General features: G+C 62.7%; 16 protein-coding genes and 2 pseudogenes. 12 read left to right on the top strand and 6 right to left on the bottom strand.

Annotated elements, in window-relative coordinates:
- The first annotated feature begins 124 nt into the window (after positions 1–124).
- From ACO07W_RS13945 to ACO07W_RS13910, 8 genes are all read left to right on the top strand, one after another.
- Positions 125–772: a TetR/AcrR family transcriptional regulator gene (locus ACO07W_RS13945; RefSeq protein WP_421844019.1), complete on the top strand. Its 648-nt coding sequence runs from the start codon at positions 125–127 to the stop codon at positions 770–772.
- Positions 769–1,986 (top strand): cytochrome P450, encoded by a 1,218-nt coding sequence (locus tag ACO07W_RS13940; RefSeq protein WP_421844017.1) that lies wholly within the window; start codon positions 769–771, stop codon positions 1,984–1,986. The genes ACO07W_RS13945 and ACO07W_RS13940 overlap by 4 nt, the downstream gene beginning before the upstream one ends.
- Positions 1,987–2,817 (top strand): SDR family oxidoreductase, encoded by an 831-nt coding sequence (locus ACO07W_RS13935; RefSeq protein WP_421844015.1) that lies wholly within the window; start codon positions 1,987–1,989, stop codon positions 2,815–2,817.
- The gene (locus tag ACO07W_RS13930; RefSeq protein WP_421844013.1) at positions 2,814–4,190 is read left to right on the top strand and encodes a cytochrome P450; all 1,377 of its coding nucleotides are present in this window, start codon (positions 2,814–2,816) and stop codon (positions 4,188–4,190) included. Before ACO07W_RS13935 ends, ACO07W_RS13930 begins: the two co-directional genes overlap by 4 nt.
- Complete coding sequence (locus tag ACO07W_RS13925) at positions 4,187–4,399, top strand: ferredoxin (protein WP_421844011.1); 213 nt, start codon at positions 4,187–4,189, stop codon at positions 4,397–4,399. The genes ACO07W_RS13930 and ACO07W_RS13925 overlap by 4 nt, the downstream gene beginning before the upstream one ends.
- The gene (locus ACO07W_RS13920) at positions 4,396–4,989 is read left to right on the top strand and encodes a nuclear transport factor 2 family protein (RefSeq protein WP_421844009.1); all 594 of its coding nucleotides are present in this window, start codon (positions 4,396–4,398) and stop codon (positions 4,987–4,989) included. Before ACO07W_RS13925 ends, ACO07W_RS13920 begins: the two co-directional genes overlap by 4 nt.
- An 81-nt stretch (positions 4,990–5,070) precedes the next feature.
- Entirely contained in the window at positions 5,071–6,198 is a 1,128-nt protein-coding gene (locus ACO07W_RS13915; protein WP_421845991.1) for an NDMA-dependent alcohol dehydrogenase, read from the top strand.
- Positions 6,199–6,226: 28 nt separating this feature from the next.
- Positions 6,227–6,655, top strand: coding sequence for a ketosteroid isomerase family protein (locus tag ACO07W_RS13910; RefSeq protein WP_421844007.1), 429 nt, complete (start codon positions 6,227–6,229; stop codon positions 6,653–6,655).
- Positions 6,656–6,661: 6 nt separating this feature from the next.
- Here ACO07W_RS13910 and ACO07W_RS13905 read toward each other — a convergent pair whose 3' ends face one another.
- Positions 6,662–8,110, bottom strand: coding sequence for a hypothetical protein (locus ACO07W_RS13905; protein WP_421844005.1), 1,449 nt, complete (start codon positions 8,108–8,110; stop codon positions 6,662–6,664).
- Positions 8,111–8,413: 303 nt separating this feature from the next.
- Between ACO07W_RS13905 and ACO07W_RS13900 the strand changes: the two are divergent.
- Positions 8,414–9,688: pseudogene (locus ACO07W_RS13900) on the top strand (IS256 family transposase).
- Positions 9,689–9,772: 84 nt separating this feature from the next.
- Positions 9,773–10,396, top strand: coding sequence for an AAA family ATPase (locus ACO07W_RS13895; protein WP_421844003.1), 624 nt, complete (start codon positions 9,773–9,775; stop codon positions 10,394–10,396).
- A gap of 157 nt (positions 10,397–10,553) precedes the next feature.
- Here the strand turns inward: ACO07W_RS13895 and ACO07W_RS13890 are convergent, their stop codons facing one another.
- The 3 genes and pseudogenes from ACO07W_RS13890 to ACO07W_RS13880 form a co-directional block, all read right to left on the bottom strand.
- Entirely contained in the window at positions 10,554–11,360 is an 807-nt protein-coding gene (locus ACO07W_RS13890; RefSeq protein ID WP_421839996.1) for an SDR family NAD(P)-dependent oxidoreductase, read from the bottom strand.
- A 49-nt stretch (positions 11,361–11,409) separates the two neighbouring features.
- Positions 11,410–12,747: an IS256 family transposase gene (locus ACO07W_RS13885; protein ID WP_421844001.1), complete on the bottom strand. Its 1,338-nt coding sequence runs from the start codon at positions 12,745–12,747 to the stop codon at positions 11,410–11,412.
- Between the two features lie 365 nt (positions 12,748–13,112).
- Positions 13,113–14,387: pseudogene (locus ACO07W_RS13880) on the bottom strand (IS256 family transposase).
- Between the two features lie 113 nt (positions 14,388–14,500).
- Between ACO07W_RS13880 and ACO07W_RS13875 the strand changes: the two are divergent.
- Positions 14,501–15,694: an NAD(P)/FAD-dependent oxidoreductase gene (locus ACO07W_RS13875; RefSeq protein ID WP_421843999.1), complete on the top strand. Its 1,194-nt coding sequence runs from the start codon at positions 14,501–14,503 to the stop codon at positions 15,692–15,694.
- A 59-nt stretch (positions 15,695–15,753) separates the two neighbouring features.
- On the opposite strand, the gene ACO07W_RS13870 is transcribed toward ACO07W_RS13875, so the two are convergent.
- Positions 15,754–16,428, bottom strand: a complete 675-nt coding sequence (locus ACO07W_RS13870) for a maleylpyruvate isomerase family mycothiol-dependent enzyme (protein ID WP_421843997.1) — start codon at positions 16,426–16,428, stop codon at positions 15,754–15,756.
- Between the two features lie 345 nt (positions 16,429–16,773).
- On the opposite strand from ACO07W_RS13870, the gene ACO07W_RS13865 reads away from it, so the two are divergent.
- On the top strand, positions 16,774–17,178 hold the full coding sequence (locus ACO07W_RS13865) for an HIT family protein (protein WP_421843995.1): 405 nt from the start codon (positions 16,774–16,776) through the stop codon (positions 17,176–17,178).
- Here the strand turns inward: ACO07W_RS13865 and ACO07W_RS13860 are convergent.
- Positions 17,150–18,649 carry a sensor histidine kinase gene (locus ACO07W_RS13860; protein WP_421843993.1) on the bottom strand — a complete coding sequence of 500 codons (1,500 nt, stop codon included), beginning with the start codon at positions 18,647–18,649 and terminating at the stop codon, positions 17,150–17,152. The genes ACO07W_RS13865 and ACO07W_RS13860 overlap by 29 nt on opposite strands.
- Positions 18,650–18,670: the final 21 nt, after the last annotated feature.

Here is an 18,670-nt window from a genome sequence, read left to right as displayed (position 1 = left end):
AGGTTGCCTAAGACGCAAGGATGGACTCCCCATACCCGCCATACGGCGGAATAACATTCCTGATAAAGAGCATGTTTGCCGAATCGGCTTGCCTAAAATCGCAGCCATCCGCTAATTTGGACACGTGTCCAGCAATGCATTAGTTGCCGCCGCCTCTGAGGCTGAGTCGCAGCCCCCGCAACCGGCACGCAACCGCCGGCAGGAGGAAACGTTCCGCAAGGTGCTAGCGGCCGGCATGGCCACCCTGCGGGAGAAGTCCTACGCCGAGCTGACCGTGCGAACAGTGGCCGCCCGAGCCAAAGTGGCTCCGGCTACCGCCTACACCTACTTCTCGTCGAAAAACCATCTGATCGCCGAGGTTTACTTGGACTTGGTCCGGCGGGTCCCCTACTTCACCGATGTCAACGACCCGCTGACCACGCGAGTCCAGAACGCATTGCGCCATCTGGCGTTGGTGGTCGCCGACGAACCTGAGATCGGTGCCGCGTCGACGGCCGCCCTGCTGGACGGCGGCGCCGACCCAGCAGTAAGCGCTGCGCGCGACAGGATCGGCGCAGAAATTCACCGCCGCATTACATCGGCTATCGGCCCGAGCGCCAACCCGGCCATCGTTTCCGCCCTTGAGATGGCCTTCTTTGGCGCCTTGGTGCAGGCCGGAAGCGGCGTTTTCACCTATCGCGAGATTGCTGATCGGCTGGCCAACGTCGTCAGTCTCATCCTGGCCGGATCCGAACAGGCCGGCCCCGAACAGTCAGGCGGCCACGAGCGATGAGCGGCCGACAGACTTTCTGGGAAGCGCCCGAGCTAGTTCTCGATCCTTACGACTACGACTTCCACGAAGATCCGTACCCGTACTATCGGCGGCTGCGGGATGAAGCCCCGCTGTACCGCAACGAGGAACGAGAGTTCTGGGCGGTGTCGCGTCACCACGATGTTCTGCAGGGTTTTCGCAACAGCACCGCACTATCGAACGTGTATGGCGTGTCGCTGGATCCGTCCTCGCGCACCTCCGAGGCCTACCGCGTGATGTCGATGCTGGCTATGGACGATCCCGAACACTTGCGGATGCGCGCATTGGTATCCAAAGGCTTCACACCCCGGCGAATCCGCGAGCTGGAACCGCAGGTGCTCACATTGGCCCGCGCTCATCTAGATTCGGCCATGCAGAGCGACACCTTTGATTTCGTTGCCGAATTCGCCGGCAAGCTGCCGATGGACGTCATCTCCGAGCTGATGGGCGTCCCCCAACCAGACCGGGCTCGCATCCGAGCCCTGGCCGATGGGGTGGTGCACCGCGAGGACGGCGTGGCCGACGTCCCGCAGTCAGCTGTTCAGGCTTCGCTCGATCTAATGGCGTACTACGTCGACCTGATCGCGGAGTTCCGGAAGCATCCTGGCGAGAATCTGACCTCGGCGCTGCTTGCCGCCGAACTCGACGGAGACCGGCTCAGCGACGAGGAAATCATGGCGTTCCTGTTCCTGATGGTGATAGCCGGCAACGAAACCACTACCAAGCTGCTTGCCAACGCGGCGTATTGGGGGGCGCGCAACCCCGACCAGCTGGCCGGCGTGTTTGCCGATCACTCGCGGATTCCGCTGTGGGTAGAGGAAACCCTGCGCTACGACAACTCCAGTCAGATTCTGGCTCGGACTGTCGCGCAAGAACTCACACTGTACGACACCACCATGCGCGAAGGCGATGTGTTGCTGCTGCTACCCGGGTCAGCCAACCGCGACGACAGGGTGTTCGACGCTCCCGACGAATACCGCATAGGCCGTGAAATCGGCTCGAAGTTAGTTAGTTTCGGCAGCGGCGCGCACTTCTGTCTAGGAGCCCATCTGGCTCGCATGGAAGCCCGGGTGGCGCTGGGCGAACTGTTCGAACGGATCCACGATTTCCAAGTGGACGAAGACAACGCTGTGCGCGTCCATTCGAGCAATGTCCGTGGATTCGCCCATCTCCCGATGACCGTGAAGGCCACGTAGATGCCTCGCTTCGAGCCACATCCGGCCCGCCGCCCGGCGATCGTAGCCGGCGCATCCTCAGGTATCGGCGCGGCCGCCGCAACCGAGCTTGCCGGCCGCGGCTATCCGGTCGCGCTGGGCGCCCGCCGCACCGACAAGCTAGCGAAACTTGTCGACGATATCCGCACCGACGGCGGCGAGGCAGTGGCCTTCGCTCTAGACGTCACCGATCACGAGTCGGTTAAGACATTTGTGGCACAGACGGTCGAGGCGCTCGGCGAGGTGGAGCTGTTGGTGTCCGGCGCTGGAGATATGTACCCGGGACGGTTGCACGAGATCAGCACGGACACCTTCACCGAGCAACTTCAGGTACATCTCGTCGGCGCCAACCGGCTGGCCACGGCGGTGCTGCCGGACATGGTGGCGCGCCGTCGTGGTGACCTCATCTTTGTGGGGTCCGATGTCGCGCTGCGGCAACGGCCGCATATGGGCGCCTACGGAGCGGCCAAAGCCGGCCTGATTGCCATGGTCACCAATCTGCAAATGGAGCTGGAAGGAACCGGCGTTCGCGCGTCGATCGTGCATCCTGGCCCGACGCTGACCGGCATGGGCTGGCAGCTGTCCGCTGAGCAGGTCGGCCCAATGCTTGAGGACTGGGCGAAATGGGGTCAGGCTCGGCATAACTACTTCCTGCGACCAGCCGATGTGGCTCGGGCCATCGCATTCGTCGCCGAAACACCGCGCGGCTCACTAGTGATGAACATGGAAATCCAGCCCGAAGCACCGCTGAGCGAGGCTCCGGCTCATCGTCGAGAACTGCAATTGGGCGAAGATGGAATGCCAACACTATGAGTAACGTTGCTGTTCAGCAAGTTTCCGGCGGAACAAGCGAACACGGCCATCTCGAAGAGTTCCGCGCCGACCCGATCGGACTGATGCAACGCACCCGAGACGAATGCGGCAACGTCGGTACGTTCCGACTAGCCAGCAAGCAAGTCATATTCCTGTCCGGAGCCGAAGCCAACGAGTTCTTCTTCCGCGCAGGCGACGACGAGCTGGACCAAGCCGAGGCCTACCCGTTTATGACGCCGATCTTTGGCGAGGGCGTGGTGTTCGACGCCAGCCCCGAACGGCGTAAGGAGATGCTGCACAACGCCGCGCTACGCGGCGAACAGATGAAGGGCCACGCGGTAACCATTGAGGGCGAGGTCCGGCGAATGATTGCCGATTGGGGCGACAGCGGCGAAATCGATCTGCTGGACTTCTTCGCCGAGTTAACCATCTACACCTCATCGGCTTGCCTGATCGGCAGAAAGTTTCGAGCCGAACTGGATAGTCGATTCGCCAGGCTCTATCACGATCTGGAGCGCGGCACCGACCCGTTGGCTTATGTGAATCCCTATCTCCCCATCGAGAGTTTTCGCCGTCGCGACAACGCCCGCAATGGACTGGTCGGGTTGGTGCAGGAGATTATGAACAACCGACTGGCCAACCCGCCGACCGACAAAAGCGACCGGGACATGCTCGACGTGCTGATCACCGTCAAAGACGAAAGAGACAATCCACGGTTCTCCGCCGACGAGATCACCGGCATGTTTATCTCCATGATGTTCGCCGGACATCACACGAGCTCCGGTACGGCATCGTGGACACTGATCGAGTTGATGCGCCATCGCGACGTCTATGACGCCGCGATCAAAGAACTCGACGACCTCTATGCAGACGGTCAACCTGTCAGTTTCCATGCGCTGCGTCAGATTCCGCGGCTTGAGAACGTTTTGAAGGAGACGCTGCGGCTGCACCCGCCGCTGATCATCCTGATGAGGGTGGCCAAGGACACCTTCTTGGTCCAGGGCCATACGATCAACGAGGGCGATCTGGTTGCGACCTCCCCGGCGATCTCCAACCGAATCCCCGAGGATTTCCCCGACCCCGACGTTTTCCTAGCCGAACGCTACGAAGAGCCGCGTCAAGAGGATCTGATCAATCGATGGACGTGGATCCCGTTCGGCGCGGGCCGGCATCGCTGTGTGGGAGCGGCTTTCGCCACCATGCAGATCAAAGCAATCTTCTCGGTGTTGCTGCGCACGTACGAATTTGAGATGGCTCAGGAGCCGGAAAGCTACCGCAACGACCACTCCAAGATGGTGGTACAACTGGCCCAGCCCGCCCGGGTGCGTTATCGCCGAAGAAGAGCGACGGGCACCACGGGACAACGACGATGAGTTACCACGTGCTCGTTGACCTTGACTTGTGTCAGGGACACGCAATGTGCGAACTGGAGGCTCCCGACTATTTTCGGGTGCCCAAACGCGGCCAGGTCCACATTCTCGACACCAACCCGCCCAACGAGGTCCGCGACGAAATCGCGCGTGCCGTGCGGGAATGTCCCACCCAGGCGCTGTCCATCCAGGAAACAGGAGATCCGCGATGACACAAGCAGCGGGATTCTCCCGAGCAGAACTCGAAGATGTGGTGGCACGGTGGCTGCAGGCCAACCGAGATGCCGAGCGAAGCGGCGACTGGCGGCTGCTCGCCGACTTCTACACTGACGATGCCACTTATGGCTGGAACATCGGGCCCAAAGACGATGTGATGTGCGTCGGGATCGACGAGATCCGCGACATCGCTTTGGGCCAGGAAATGGAGGGCCTACGAGGCTGGAGATACCCATACCAGCGGGTCGTCATCGACGACAAACAGGGCGAAGTAGTCGGCTTCTGGAAGCAAGTCACAGGTCACGCCGACCCGGCGACTGACACTCACGAATTTGAGGTTCATGGTATCGGCGGCAGCTGGTTCCGCTACGCCGGCAGCGGGAAGTGGAACTGGCAACGCGACTTCTTCGACTTCGGGCATGTGTCGGCGCTCTACACCCAGCTACTCAAGACGGACAAGCTCCCAGAATTCTCCAAGGGCTTGCACAAGCGGATCAAACGCGCCCTGGCAGGCGACAAAGTACCTGGCTATTATCCGATCGGCGAGACTCCGGTACCGCTGTGGCAAACACCGCCGCTTCCCTGACCTACACCCATACAAACAGTCTGCCCGGTGGATGAACGGGACGGCCCGCAAACGAAGTCCGACGATGAAAGCAGGTTCACGGTGAAGACTAAGGGTGCATTGATCTGGGGATTCGACCAACCGTGGTCAGTCGAGGAAATCGAGATCGGCGACCCCCGCAAAGACGAGGTCAAGATCCAGATGGAAGCAGCGGGCATGTGCCACTCTGATCACCACCTGGTCACCGGCGGGATCCCAATGGCCGGGTTCCCCGTCCTGGGCGGACACGAGGGCGCCGGCATCGTCACCGAGGTCGGTCCAGGCGTCGAGGACCTGGCACCCGGCGACCACGTGGTGCTGGCCTTCATACCGTCGTGCGGCAAGTGCCCGTCTTGCCAGGCGGGCCTGCGCAATCTGTGCGACCTAGGCGCCGGACTGCTTGGCGGAACGTCGGTAAGCGACGGCACATTCCGGATCCAAGCCCGTGGCCAGGACGTCTACCCGATGACGCTGTTGGGGACATTCGCACCGTACATGGTGGTGCACAAAAGCTCGGTGGTGAAGATCGACCCATCGGTACCGTTCGAGGTCGCCTGTCTGGTCGGCTGTGGTGTCACCACTGGCTACGGCTCGGCAACTCGCGCCGCTGGCGTCCAACCTGGACAAGACGTCGCCATCGTCGGCATCGGCGGTGTCGGCATGGCAGCACTGCAGGGTGCGGTGACCGCCGGCGCACGCTACATCTTCGCCATCGAACCGGTGGAGTGGAAGCGGGATCAAGCTCTGAAATTCGGCGCCACCCACGTCTACCCGGACATCCAGGCCGCACTTTTGGGCATCGCCGAGGTGACCTACGGCCTAATGGCCCACAAGGTGATCGTCACCGTCGGCAAACTCGAAGGAGCCGACGTCGACAGCTATGTGAACATCACCGCTAAGGGCGGCACCACGGTGCTGACCGCTATCGGCAGCCTGGTCGACACTCAGGTGACTCTCAACCTGGCGATGCTCACCCTGTTGCAGAAGAACCTGCAGGGAACCATCTTCGGCGGCGGCAACCCGCACTACGACATCCCCCAACTATTGTCGATGTACAAGGCTGGCAGGCTCAACCTAGACGATATGGTGACCTGCCAGTATCAGCTCGAGCAGATCAACGACGGCTACCGAGACATGCTGGAAGGCAAGAATATTCGCGGAATCATCCGCTACACAGACGCCGACCGGTAAGAAATTGCGGCGCTGAAGGAGTGCAACGATGACCCAAACCGCCCAAACCGCCCAAACCCCAGCGTTAACCGCATCGCAGTCGTCGTGGCGATGCGCGCAAGCGCACGACCGGGACGGCTGGCTGGCGCTGATGGCCGATGACGTTGTCATTGAGGACCCGATCGGCAAGTCCGTGACCAATCCCGATGGTCAGGGCGTCCGCGGCAAGGAGGCCGTCAGCGCCTTCTTCGACACCAACATCGCGCCGAACAACCTAACCATCACCTGCGAGGAAACCTTCCCATCGAGTTCGCCCAACGAAATCGCCCATATCTTGGTGCTGCACAGCAAGTTTGATGGCGGATTCACCAGTAAGGTCCGCGGCGTGTTCACCTATCATGTGAACGACGCCGGCCTGCTCACAAACATGCGCGGGTACTGGAACCTCGAGATGATGACCTTCGGAGAGCAGGAATAGGCAGTATCAGCCGATTCGCGCCAAGCCGGTGACACTGCCCTGCATGATCTTGTTGCCCATCAGAACCATGGTGGCAGTCTGTATCGGATCGGTGAGGATGGTGGCCGATTTCAGTTGCTGCAATATGACGTGCCCGTCGTTGGGGTCGACGACGGCAAAGGAGAAGATGTCGAGCGGTGTCGTCTTGTCGAATCCGCACCGGGTGATGGTGTAAATCAGGCCATCGGCGACGGATAGGTGCGGCAACGCCGCGCTGCGAACGTCACTGTCCCACACCGTGTGACAGCCCGGATTATCGACGTCAACCCGGGTCATCCCGCCCACGAAGGGTGCTTTCGGGGGAACTGCGGGCCCCGCACCTGCCGGAACCGCCGGGTAGGGGTAGCCGTAGGTGCTGGCGATGAACATCGATTTCCCAGCCCCGATCGGCGAGTTCTCGCTGCCTGGACCCCCCTTGGTGAGAACGGGTTGCTGACACACCAGGTTGCCGGTACCGGATTCGTAGATCAACGCGTGGACCTGGGGTTCGGCGTTGTCGACGATGGTGAGGTAATCGGCCCCAGTCGGACCGAAATACGTGGGGGTGGAACCGGTACCCCAACTCAGCTGTCCGGGCTTGCGCGCCGGTCCACGATCATAGGCTTGGCGCCACAGTATCTGTGCGTTGCCGCCGCCGTCGAGGTTCACCTCGTAGAGGGCAGAGGTGGTGGCCACCGCGACGCGATTGCTCGGCGCGGCTGAAATGCTATTTGCAACCCGCTCCCCCGCCGGCAAGTGCAGGCTGGTCACATCGCCGCTTGTTTTTGCCACCCCCACCACGCCGGTGTCAGTGGCGAACCAGACGTTGCCCAAGTAGTCGGGGACCACGCCAACCGATTGGTCGCCGGGCGGTATTACCGCGGATAGGTCGGTGGATTCGGCGACACTGAGATGCCAGTGGCCGCGCGCATCCCTGGCGTGAGCGATGCGCAGCAGGTGGTTGGTTCCGTCGATCATCACCAGCTCATTGGCGTCGTCCAAATAGGCATAGACCCCGCCCAGTAGGCCACCTTTGGCTACCCGCAGACTGGCCAGTGGGATGATGCGCGGGAGAACGCCACTGGGGTCGATCAAGTGGATGGTCGGATTCTGACCCACAACCGTGGTGCACAGCGCCAGTACCAGGCCGTCGGTGCCCTGTGTAATCGACGGACAAGCGGCCAGCAGTGGGTACGGGAAGATGGGCCTGAAACGCGCACCCGGCCCTGGCAGCGTTCCCGCGTCCGCGGAGCCGGCGTCGTTGTGCATGGAAGCCAGGCCATTTGGCGCCATGAACGGGTTAGGCGGTGCCAGCGGCCCAAAAGCCGCAGCGGCCCGCGCCGATGGGACCGCAGGTGGAAACGCTGGGACGATAGACAACGCACATGCGGTCAAACATGCTGCCGGAATCGCCAGCAACGTCGCAGGAAACCGCACACCGGCCCCCTCCCGCGAATTGGGTCAGGTGGGATTATTGCGATCGCAAAGAACGACACAGCAACGTTGCGCTAACGATTCTGCTGCAGAATGCAAAGCGTCGCGACACCGGCGTCAACGCCGGCAGTCTTGTTTCCACGACCTTGGCACTACCTTGGCGCGGGGACCTAAATCCGAGGTCGCGTCTCATCGCTGGTGTAAATGGTCACGGGCGTAGGTTCCGTCGCAACCGACGAAAGCTATGAAGGAGGGGCTACGCCCGTGACCAAGCGAGTATCGCCGATTGAGCGTGTGCGTGTTGAGATGGATCAGTTGTTCGCCGCGACCGAGCGGCCGTTGACCGAGATTTTGGAGGAGGTCGGGCGGTTATCGGTGCGTCTGGTGTTTCAGGTCGCCGTGGAGGCCGAGGTAGAAGCAGTGTTGGGCCGAGCCCGTCACCAGCGTCGGGTTCAGGACGGCCCGGGCGGGTACCGCAATGGGTATCAACCGCCGGCGACGGTGAAGACCACGATGGGCTCGGTCGAATTATGCCGCCCGAAACTACGCGACACCGACGAGCGGTTCTGTTCGCGGCTATTCGGTGCCGGGGTGACGCGCACCCACGCTCTGGAGGCGTTGGTGATTTCGGGATGGGTGCGCGGTTTGTCGGATCGCGACATCGAGGCCGCGTTGGCCGAGGTGCTGGGCTCGTAGGCGGCGTTGTCGCGCTCGACGGTGAGCCGGATTTGTGCGGCCATCAAAGACGAGTTCGCTGCGTGGTCGTCTCGACGCCTTGATGAGCTGGTGTTGGACTACCTGTTCTTGGATGCCTCGAACTTTCGGATGCATCCCAACGCCCCGGCCGAGCCGGTGCTGGCCGCCTGGGGCATCTGCACCGACGGCAAGCCCCTGTTTATTGGGCTGGCCCCAGCCGCAGCGGAGTCGGCTGATGCGTGGGCCGACTTCTTGGCTGACCTGAGGAACCGGGGACTACGCCCGCCGCTACTGGGCATCTCCGACGGGGCGCCGGGCCTGATCGCCGCATGGGAGACCACGTTTCCGGCAAGCCTGCGTCAGCGGTGTCTGATCCATCGCTGCCGTAACGTCATCGCCAAGACACCTGTCGCGGTCCAGGACGAGATCAAAGCCGCGTTCTGGTCGATCTTCGATGACATTGACCAGCCACCCGGCCAGCAGGCCGTGGATGAAGCCACCCGCCGCGCCGAGGAGTTCACCACCACATACCGCGGGCTCTACCCAGCCGCGGTCGCTTGCCTGGCCAACGACTTCGCCTCGCTGAGCGTGCATTTGCGCTTCCCCCGCCAACACTGGACACGCATCCGCCATTCCAACCTCATCGAACGCACCTTCGGAGAATCCCGTCGCCGGGTCAAGGTCATCGGCCGCCTACCCGGCGAAACCAGCTGTCTGTCGCTGGTATGGGCCGTCCTCGACCGCGCCAGCCGCGGCTGGCGCGGAGTCACCCAAACATCAGCGACCAGCCGCCACCTCCAAGAACTACGCCACCAACTGCTCGAGCCACCCCGCCCACTGCATCCCCCCACCACAACAACCACGACCGACACCACCGCCGCGTAACATGACCACCAGGAACATGCGCCCAGCGTTTTTACACCAGTCCTAAGACGCCACCAAATCCGAACCTAGGATGCTGGCATGGCGATGGCTGGGCACAGTGGTGTGCTCGTGGTCCTATCTGGGCTTCCTGGCGTCGGCAAGACGACGATCGCGCGCAAGCTGGGTCGTGCTGTTCGCGGGGTTCATCTGCGGATCGACACCATCGAAGCTGCCATGGTCGAGTCGGGAATTGTTGCTGCCGCCGGTGGATGGGATTGCGTTCCGGACGCGGGCTACCGTGTTGCCTACGGGCTCGCCGCCGACCTGCTGCGTGCCGGACATGTCGTTATCGCCGATAGCGTCAACCCGCTGCAGATCACTCGGAGTTCCTGGGCGAATGTGGCCAACAGCGCCAGGGCAGTGGCTATCGACGTCGAGGTCGTTTGCAGCGACGTGGAACTTCACCGCAGCAGGGTGGAAACACGGAGATCGGATCTAACGGGTTTGACGGTTCCAACCTGGGCCCAGGTTCAGAGCCGGGAGTACGAGCCGTGGGAAACGCCGGTGCTGCGTGTTGATTCCGCTTGGGGTGCCGAGAAAGCGGCCGAAGATATCACGGCGGCAATCCGTGCACGGTCTGCGTCTACCCGTAAACGCCACAACATATTCCGGCGGCGGCGCCGTCGGACAAAAGACCCGCTGAGCTACCCAGCCAAGCCCCGTGAGTGAAGCGCACCGGGCCGTGGCTGCGTCCAGATGCCGGTGTAAAAGGCAGGGCCAGTTTCGCTCCGCTGTTAGCATACGGGCGTCTGGTTCGGCGGCAGGTCGATTCGCGGGTTGGGGGTTGTACGGGCCGGTCGTGGTTCGTGCGCCGGCGATGTTTGGGCTATGAGGGCGCTGGTGGTTGTTTCTGCGTGGTCGAGGTGGCGACCGCAGGCGATTCGGGACGCTGACCAGTGGCGCGACGCGATGCCGCGGTGATGAGGGTGCGCTGCCAGTCGGGTGGGACCGCAGCGAAGATTCCGCGGTCGATAGTGGCCAGCGCCTGTGCAGCGACCTCGGCGGGGTCGATGCCGTCGGTGGACATGCCTGTCGAGACCAGGGCGGGGCAGATCATGCTCACGCCGATCGGCGTGTCGGCCAGTGCCAGCGCGGTGTGTTCGGCCACGGCCACGACGGCGTGCTTGGAGGGTCCGTAAGCGCCGCCGCTGGGAAAGGTCAGCACCCCAGCCAATGAGCCGGTGATCAGGATGTGCGCGGGCTGGTTCGCGGCCAGCAGTCTGGGTACGAACGCACGCAAGCCGTTGACAACGCCACCGACGTTGACCGCGAACACCCTGTTCCAGTCAGGAGCGGCCACTTCCCACGGAGCACCAAAGCTCCTACCGGTGATTCCGGCGTTCAGGCACACGACCCGGGCGTCGCCGGCGGCTTCAGCGAGCGATTCGACCGCATCCGGCATGGCAACGTCAGTGGGAACCGCTTGTGCCCCCAGTGACTGCGAAACTTCGCTCAATGTGACGGTGTCGATGTCGGCGAGCACGAGGTTGGCTCCACGGTCGGCCAGTGCATGCGCCAACGCGCGCCCGATGCCACTAGCTGCGCCGGTCACCACCGCTGTCATCCCATTCAGATCCACATTGTGCAGGCTATCGACCACGGCCACGCCGCCGTGGCAAACGGTTTCCCTCACCTCCCCTTACTGGGACCGGGTGGGCGTCGTCACGCGTGCGTGCGCCTCGCTACGCCGTGGCGGAGACGGGATCTGCCTGGCCGGTAGGTGCTTGACTTTGAGGCGGTCGCAGTTGGCGGGGTGAGTCGAGCAGGGATCGGCGTAGGTCTTGCAGCAGTCGGGTGCCGACCGGTGTCATGGTGAGGCCGCGCCAACCGGCCGAGGCGCGGTCGAGCACGGCCCACACCAGGCTGATGGCGCTGGTCTCGCCGGGGAATCGGCCAATGACCTTGGTCCGTCGCTTAGTTTCTCCAAAGGAGCGCTCAATGAAATTTGAGTGCCGAACGCGGCCATGGTGTTCAACCGGACACCGCAGATAGGCGGTCAGCCCTGCTTTGTCGGTGAGCAGGATCCGCATAGCCGCCGGGTAGAGGTCGGAGTATTTAGCGGCGAACGCCTCGATCCGCTTGTCGACGATCTCAACCAGCTGCGGTCCCGGCTCGATACCCAGGCCGGTGGTATCAAAAATCGCCCAGTATCCGTCACGGACCTCGACTTGCATCCCGGTGGGGATCTTCGCAAGCACGTTGCGAAGGCGATGAATAAGACATCTCTGGCGCAACGCTTTTGGGTAGATTTGTTCGATGGCTGCGATCAGTCCCTTGGCGCCGTCAGAGACGATCAGCAGCGGAGTGGCAAGACCGCGTTCGCGCAGGTCGGTCAGGAAGTCGGACCACGCGTCGGTGGACTCTCCGGTCCCGGGTGACAATCCGACGAACACGGGTTTGCCCTCGGTGGTGACGCCCCAGGCGGCGAGCACAGGCTCGGCCGGCGACCCGGGATGCATCCGAAAGAAACTGGCGTCCAAAAACAGGTAGTCCAGAGCGATCTCACCGAGTGGGCGACGAGCCCACGCCTGGTATTCGGCCCGGATCGCCTTACAGACTTCCGAAACCGCGGACTTGGAGATCGCCGCCTGATCGCCGAGCGCTTCAGCGAGGGTGGCCTTGACATCCCGGACGGACAGGCCGCGGATGAACGAGGCGATCACCAGCGTTTCCAGGGCGTTGGTTTTCGTCACATGCTTACCGAACAGCCGAGAGGCGAACGCTTGCATGGTGCCACGCAGTTTCGGCCGCTCCAAGGTGACCGCACCTGTGGTGGTCTTGATGGTCACCGGCCGATATCCGTTGCGCGAACCGCCGTTAGCGTCGGCACAGGCGGCGGTACGTTGGTAGCGTTCACGACCGAGGAACTCGGTGACCTCAGCCTCCAGGGCCGCCTGCATCAGTAGCTGGGCGCCGAGGCGGGCGATTTCTTCAAGGATTTCAGGCAGTTCCCGATCCTCGGCGAACAGGGCGTCGATTTTGGTGCGGATACGGTCGGTCGCTGATACGCGGACAGGCACGGGCGTGACTCCTTCTTCGCAGACTTGCAGGTCGTGAAGCGGAACCTACGCGCGTGCTCCCTATTTACACCGGATCCCGGACACGACCCGGGCCGTTCTTTTCGTGGTCAGAGCCCTTGACCGAGATCTACTCAAACATCGATACCTCTAGGCTGTCCAACGGTCATATTGCTTGGCTGCAGACGGGTCGACCCGATGCGTTCGACCGACGTGTCAGCGTGCCGCCGGCGACAGCGGAAATGAACGTGAAGGTTGGTACACAGGGAAGAGGGGCGACAGAAAGGTGATTGAGCGGGTGAACTATCCACAGGGTGGCGTCTTAGGACTGGTGTAAAAACGCTGGGCGCATGTTCCTGGTGGTCATGTTACGCGGCGGTGGTGTCGGTCGTGGTTGTTGTGGTGGGGGGATGCAGTGGGCGGGGTGGCTCGAGCAGTTGGTGGCGTAGTTCTTGGAGGTGGCGGCTGGTCGCTGATGTTTGGGTGACTCCGCGCCAGCCGCGGCTGGCGCGGTCGAGGACGGCCCATACCAGCGACAGACAGCTGGTTTCGCCGGGTAGGCGGCCGATGACCTTGACCCGGCGACGGGATTCTCCGAAGGTGCGTTCGATGAGGTTGGAATGGCGGATGCGTGTCCAGTGTTGGCGGGGGAAGCGCAAATGCACGCTCAGCGAGGCGAAGTCGTTGGCCAGGCAAGCGACCGCGGCTGGGTAGAGCCCGCGGTATGTGGTGGTGAACTCCTCGGCGCGGCGGGTGGCTTCATCCACGGCCTGCTGGCCGGGTGGCTGGTCAATGTCATCGAAGATCGACCAGAACGCGGCTTTGATCTCGTCCTGGACCGCGACAGGTGTCTTGGCGATGACGTTACGGCAGCGATGGATCAGACACCGCTGACGCAGGCTTGCCGGAAACGTGGTCTCCCATGCGGCGATCAGGCCCGGCGCCCCGTCGGAGATGCCCAGTAGCGGCGGGCGTAGTCCCCGGTTCCTCAGGTCAGCCAAGAAGTCGGCCCACGCATCAGCCGACTCCGCTGCGGCTGGGGCCAGCCCAATAAACAGGGGCTTGCCGTCGGTGCAGATGCCCCAGGCGGCCAGCACCGGCTCGGCCGGGGCGTTGGGATGCATCCGAAAGTTCGAGGCATCCAAGAACAGGTAGTCCAACACCAGCTCATCAAGGCGTCGAGACGACCACGCAGCGAACTCGTCTTTGATGGCCGCACAAATCCGGCTCACCGTCGAGCGCGACAACGCCGCCTACGAGCCCAGCACCTCGGCCAACGCGGCCTCGATGTCGCGATCCGACAAACCGCGCACCCATCCCGAAATCACCAACGCCTCCAGAGCGTGGGTGCGCGTCACCCCGGCACCGAATAGCCGCGAACAGAACCGCTCGTCGGTGTCGCGTAGTTTCGGGCGGCATAATTCGACCGAGCCCATCGTGGTCTTCACCGTCGCCGGCGGTTGATACCCATTGCGGTACCCGCCCGGGCCGTCCTGAACCCGACGCTGGTGACGGGCTCGGCCCAACACTGCTTCTACCTCGGCCTCCACGGCGACCTGAAACACCAGACGCACCGATAACCGCCCGACCTCCTCCAAAATCTCGGTCAACGGCCGCTCGGTCGCGGCGAACAACTGATCCATCTCAACACGCACACGCTCAATCGGCGATACTCGCTTGGTCACGGGCGTAGCCCCTCCTTCATAGCTTTCGTCGGTTGCGACGGAACCTACGCCCGTGACCATTTACACCAGCGATGAGACGCGACCATCCACAGCGGACGCCAGGCGATGCGGATCGGCCCGCAACGGACAATGGTGCAGTTGATGTTGTGGTCATCGGTGGCGGAATTGCAGGCGTCTCGCTTGCCTACGAACTCGCCGTAGACCGGCAAGTACTGGTGATAGAGATGGAAGATTCGCTCGGGTATCACGCGACCGGGCGGTCGGCGGCAATGTTCTTGGAAACCTATGGCGGATCCGACATAAGAGCCCTGACGACGGCGAGCCGGGCCTTCTTCGAAGAGCCACCGGGTTGCTTCGATACACCGTTGATGACGCCGCGAGCGATGGTGCAGTTCGCCGCTCCGGGCCGCGGAGCTCGGGTACAAGAACTCTTTGACGAACTCAGCTTCAACCCAACTGGGCGAGACCTGAAACTCTTAGACGCTGATCAAGTAAAAGAACTCTGCCCCATTGCTAGAACCGAGGCCGTGGAAAGCGGACTGCTAGAGCCCAATGCCCAAGAGCTTGATGTCCATGCTCTTCATCAGGGATACATCCGTGGCCTGCGTGCGCGTGCGGCGGCAATCCAACGGAGCAGCCGAGCCGACCGGTTCGAGAAGGTGCCCGGTGGATGGAGAGTGCACTGCGCCGAGGCCACCTACGTCACTGCGCTGATCGTCAACGCAGCTGGCGCCTGGGCAGATTGCGTCGCCGAGACCGCTGGCTGCGCTCCAGTCGGACTGACTCCGCTTCGGCGAACGGCGTTCACCATCGCCGTGGACGACGACAAGGCACTTGCTTATGAGCAGCTTCCGATGCTCTACGACATCGACGAATCCTTCTACATCAAGCCCGAAGGCACGCAAATGCTGTGCTCGCCCGCTGACCGGACACCGTGCGAGCCGCAAAACGTCAAACCAGACGAGCTAGAGATAGCTCGCGCGCTGGAACGGATCCGCGAAACCACCATCCTTGATCCTCGTTCAATCCGGTCATCTTGGGCGGGTTTACGTACGTTCAGCCCGGACGGGAATCTGGTTGTCGGTCCGGATTCGCATGTGGACGGGTTCTTTTGGTGTGCAGCCCAGGGGGGCTATGGCATCCAGACCGCGCCGGCAGTAGCCCGCCTGGGCGCGGCGCTCATCCGGGGCGAACAGACCCCAGCCGACCTCATTCGCCTGGGGATAGCGCCCAAACGCTTATTTCCTGAGCGATTTGCGAACTAGATGGCGTGGTCCCCGTAGATCTAGATCGGTGACGCCACGGCCGATATCTGCCGCGCGGCTCACGCAATGGGAACGGGTTGGTCGTCGTCGCGTGAGCCGAAAAACCCGATGCACTCGATCACCCGTTCATCGGGAGTAAGAGTCCAAGCCCATCCGGCAATTTGGCGTCGGGAACGGCGGCTGAACATGGCGCGCAGCAATTCGTAGCCGTCGGCTCGTACCTCCGACGTCGGCTCACCGGGTCCGCACTTCCATTGCTGCCCGTGTTCATCACGGATCAGAACAGCTGTAGCTTCCTGCAGCTGACTTTGTAAATGAAGCATCATCACTTCTAAGAACGGTTGCCAGTGCTCGCGCTCGATCCGAGCAAGCCCCAGCGCTTCGCGCAGATCCGCTTCGTGACAGATTGCGTCGGCGGCTAGGTTGGGGCCGAAGATCTCTCCGCTGATCAGTGCGGACTCTGCCGCGGGACCGACGCGGGCCCACTCTGCGAGAAGCTCGCTGACGGAATGATGTTGGCGTTCCCCTACATGGCGGGCAGTCCACGGTTCGCTCGTCACTCCGTCGAGCCGGCCACTCACCGAATCGGCGGCACCTCCCACCAGATGCGCCAGCAGTTCGCGCACCGTCCATCGTGGTGTGGCAGGCACGGGCGCCTGAAGCTGTTCAACGCTGAGCGTTGACGCCAGGTCGCGGACCCGAGTGCGGGTATTTCGATAGGACTTGTCGAGCATTTGCCTCCCCTTCTACACCAGGCGCAACGTCCCATCAGTTCGTCGCACGAACACCCACCGTAGACCACAATATAAGAACAATAAGAGAAATATGGGCCAAAGATAAGAGCTGGGCGCGGCTGAGGTCAGGTGCAGAGCCGGGTATACAAACCGTGCGACAGCGTGCTCCCAACCGCCACGCGTCGGCAGGGCCGTTGCAGATCCCCCGTCCTATCCAGGCCTTTTCACGAGGTGACCATGCCTGGCAAGGCCGGCCAGGTACACCAATTGGCCGGAATCCAAGGAATGGACCGAGCGCGGCCACGCGCCGCCCGGAACCGATTTCGCCAAACATATGCTTAGTGCATGGCGTCGATCTTCACCAAGATCATCAACCGCGAACTGCCCGGCCGCTTCGTCTACGAGGACGACGAGGTCGTCGCGTTCCTGACGATAGAGCCGATGACACAAGGCCACACCCTCGTGGTGCCGCGCGCCGAGATCGATCAGTGGCAAAACGTCGATGCCGCGGTCTTCGCTCGCGTCATGGCGGTTAGCCAGCTGGTCGGAAAGGCCGTGTGCCGGGCATTCAAAGCGGAGCGCGCCGGAGTGATCATCGCCGGGCTGGAGGTGCCCCACCTACACGTCCACGTCTTCCCCACCCGCAGCCTCAGCGACTTCGGCTTTGCCAACGTCGACCGCAACCCATCCCCGAAATCGCTGGATGAGGCGCAGGCCAAGATTAAGGCCGCATTGACTCAGCTGGGGTGACGTCGCCATCACCGGCCAGCTCAGAGCCAAGCGCATGACTCAGCGCCGGGGCGGGCATCTCGCTGACCCGAGGCAGCGTGACGCGGAAGCAACACCCTTCTCCCGGCGCTGTCGTCACCGTGACCGCCCCTCCGTGAGCCTGCACCAACGAGTCGACGATCGACAGTCCGAGTCCGGTACCGCCACTGGTTCGCGCCCGCGATGAGTCGGTGCGATAAAACCGCTCGAATGCCCGCAACGCATCCTCCTGGCTCATACCCGGACCCTTGTCACTAACCTCAAGCACGGCGTCATCACCCTCAGTACCGACGCGCACCGTGACGTCGGCACTTTCAGGTGTGTGTTGCAAAGCGTTGGCCACAAGGTTGCTGAGCACCTGGCGGAGCCGGTGCTCGTCGCCCAGCACTTCCGGGGTGCCCGGACCGTCGAGGACCTCCAGGGTAATCGTGCGCGCAGGATCCATCGCCCGCGCGTTGTGCACCGCATCGCTGCCCAACACCAGCAGATCCACTCGATGGCGTTCGAGCGGCCGTTGCGCATCCAGACGGGCAAGGAGCAGCAAATCGTCGACAAGTAGGCCCATCCTGCCCGCTTCGCTTTCGATCCGTGACATCAGCACGCCCACATCGCGAGCCGCACCTTGTCGATATAGCTCGGCGAAACCGCGAATGGTGGTCAGCGGGGTACGCAATTCGTGGCTGGCATCGGTGATGAACCGCCGCATCCGGTTCTCTGAACTGCGAGCCTGTTCAGCCGAAAACTCCGACGACGCCATCGCCCGCTGGATTTGCGCAAGCATTCCGTTAAGCGCCAGTGACAGCCGGCCCACCTCAGTACGAGGGTCACGTTCTGGAACCCGGCGATCCAGCTGGCCCGCGGCAATCGCTGCAGCGGTTTGCTCGACTTCGACCAGCGGTCGCAGGCTACGACGCACCATCGCGAAACCAGCGATCCCGAGCACGACGAGCACCGCCACCCCAATCCCGGCCTGCAACAGGACCAGCGAACGGACCGTGTGCTTGACGTCGGACAGATCGATGGCAACGGTGGTCAGTCCGCCGTGCGGCACCCGTACCGTTACCGCGCGCCACTGAATATCACTGCCACTGACCGACGGCAGCGTTATCGGCACGGGTCCCACGTCATTGTTCGCCGGCAAGTCAGGTTCGGCATTGATGTCGTTGATGGCCACAAACGTACGTCCGGCGGGGCTGATACCGCGTACGTAGAAAGCAGAGGGCGGCCGGCCCGGGTGTGGGCCATCCACGTTGACGGGCACCTGCTTCCAGGGGGCCTGTGCCCATGTTTTTGACGCTTCGAGTAGATCCTCGTCGACCCGACCGATCAGGCGGGTCTGCAACATCGTTGTGACCGCGACTCCCGAGACTCCCAGACCGAAGGCCACCAGAACCAGGGTCGCCGCGACCAGGCTGACCTTGAGTGGCAATCCGCGTCGAGAGTCTTGGGCCATATCTGTACTCTGCGCTAACGC

Source organism: Mycobacterium sp. (genome assembly GCF_965230835.1).
Taxonomy (GTDB): domain Bacteria; phylum Actinomycetota; class Actinomycetes; order Mycobacteriales; family Mycobacteriaceae; genus Mycobacterium.
This window is presented reverse-complemented; position numbering and strand designations above follow the sequence as displayed.

What these genes read in the sequence shown, in the direction of transcription:
- ACO07W_RS13865 (WP_421843995.1), top strand. Translation starts at nt 16,774, where the DNA reads ATGGCGTCGATCTTCACCAAGATCATCAACCGCGAACTGCCCGGCCGC.
- ACO07W_RS13925 (WP_421844011.1), top strand. Translation starts at nt 4,187, where the DNA reads ATGAGTTACCACGTGCTCGTTGACCTTGACTTGTGTCAGGGACACGCA.
- ACO07W_RS13870 (WP_421843997.1), bottom strand. Translation starts at nt 16,428, where the DNA reads ATGCTCGACAAGTCCTATCGAAATACCCGCACTCGGGTCCGCGACCTG.
- ACO07W_RS13895 (WP_421844003.1), top strand. Translation starts at nt 9,773, where the DNA reads ATGGCTGGGCACAGTGGTGTGCTCGTGGTCCTATCTGGGCTTCCTGGC.
- ACO07W_RS13935 (WP_421844015.1), top strand. Translation starts at nt 1,987, where the DNA reads ATGCCTCGCTTCGAGCCACATCCGGCCCGCCGCCCGGCGATCGTAGCC.
- ACO07W_RS13940 (WP_421844017.1), top strand. Translation starts at nt 769, where the DNA reads ATGAGCGGCCGACAGACTTTCTGGGAAGCGCCCGAGCTAGTTCTCGAT.
- ACO07W_RS13860 (WP_421843993.1), bottom strand. Translation starts at nt 18,649, where the DNA reads ATGGCCCAAGACTCTCGACGCGGATTGCCACTCAAGGTCAGCCTGGTC.
- ACO07W_RS13910 (WP_421844007.1), top strand. Translation starts at nt 6,227, where the DNA reads ATGACCCAAACCGCCCAAACCGCCCAAACCCCAGCGTTAACCGCATCG.
- ACO07W_RS13875 (WP_421843999.1), top strand. Translation starts at nt 14,501, where the DNA reads ATGAGACGCGACCATCCACAGCGGACGCCAGGCGATGCGGATCGGCCC.
- ACO07W_RS13930 (WP_421844013.1), top strand. Translation starts at nt 2,814, where the DNA reads ATGAGTAACGTTGCTGTTCAGCAAGTTTCCGGCGGAACAAGCGAACAC.
- ACO07W_RS13920 (WP_421844009.1), top strand. Translation starts at nt 4,396, where the DNA reads ATGACACAAGCAGCGGGATTCTCCCGAGCAGAACTCGAAGATGTGGTG.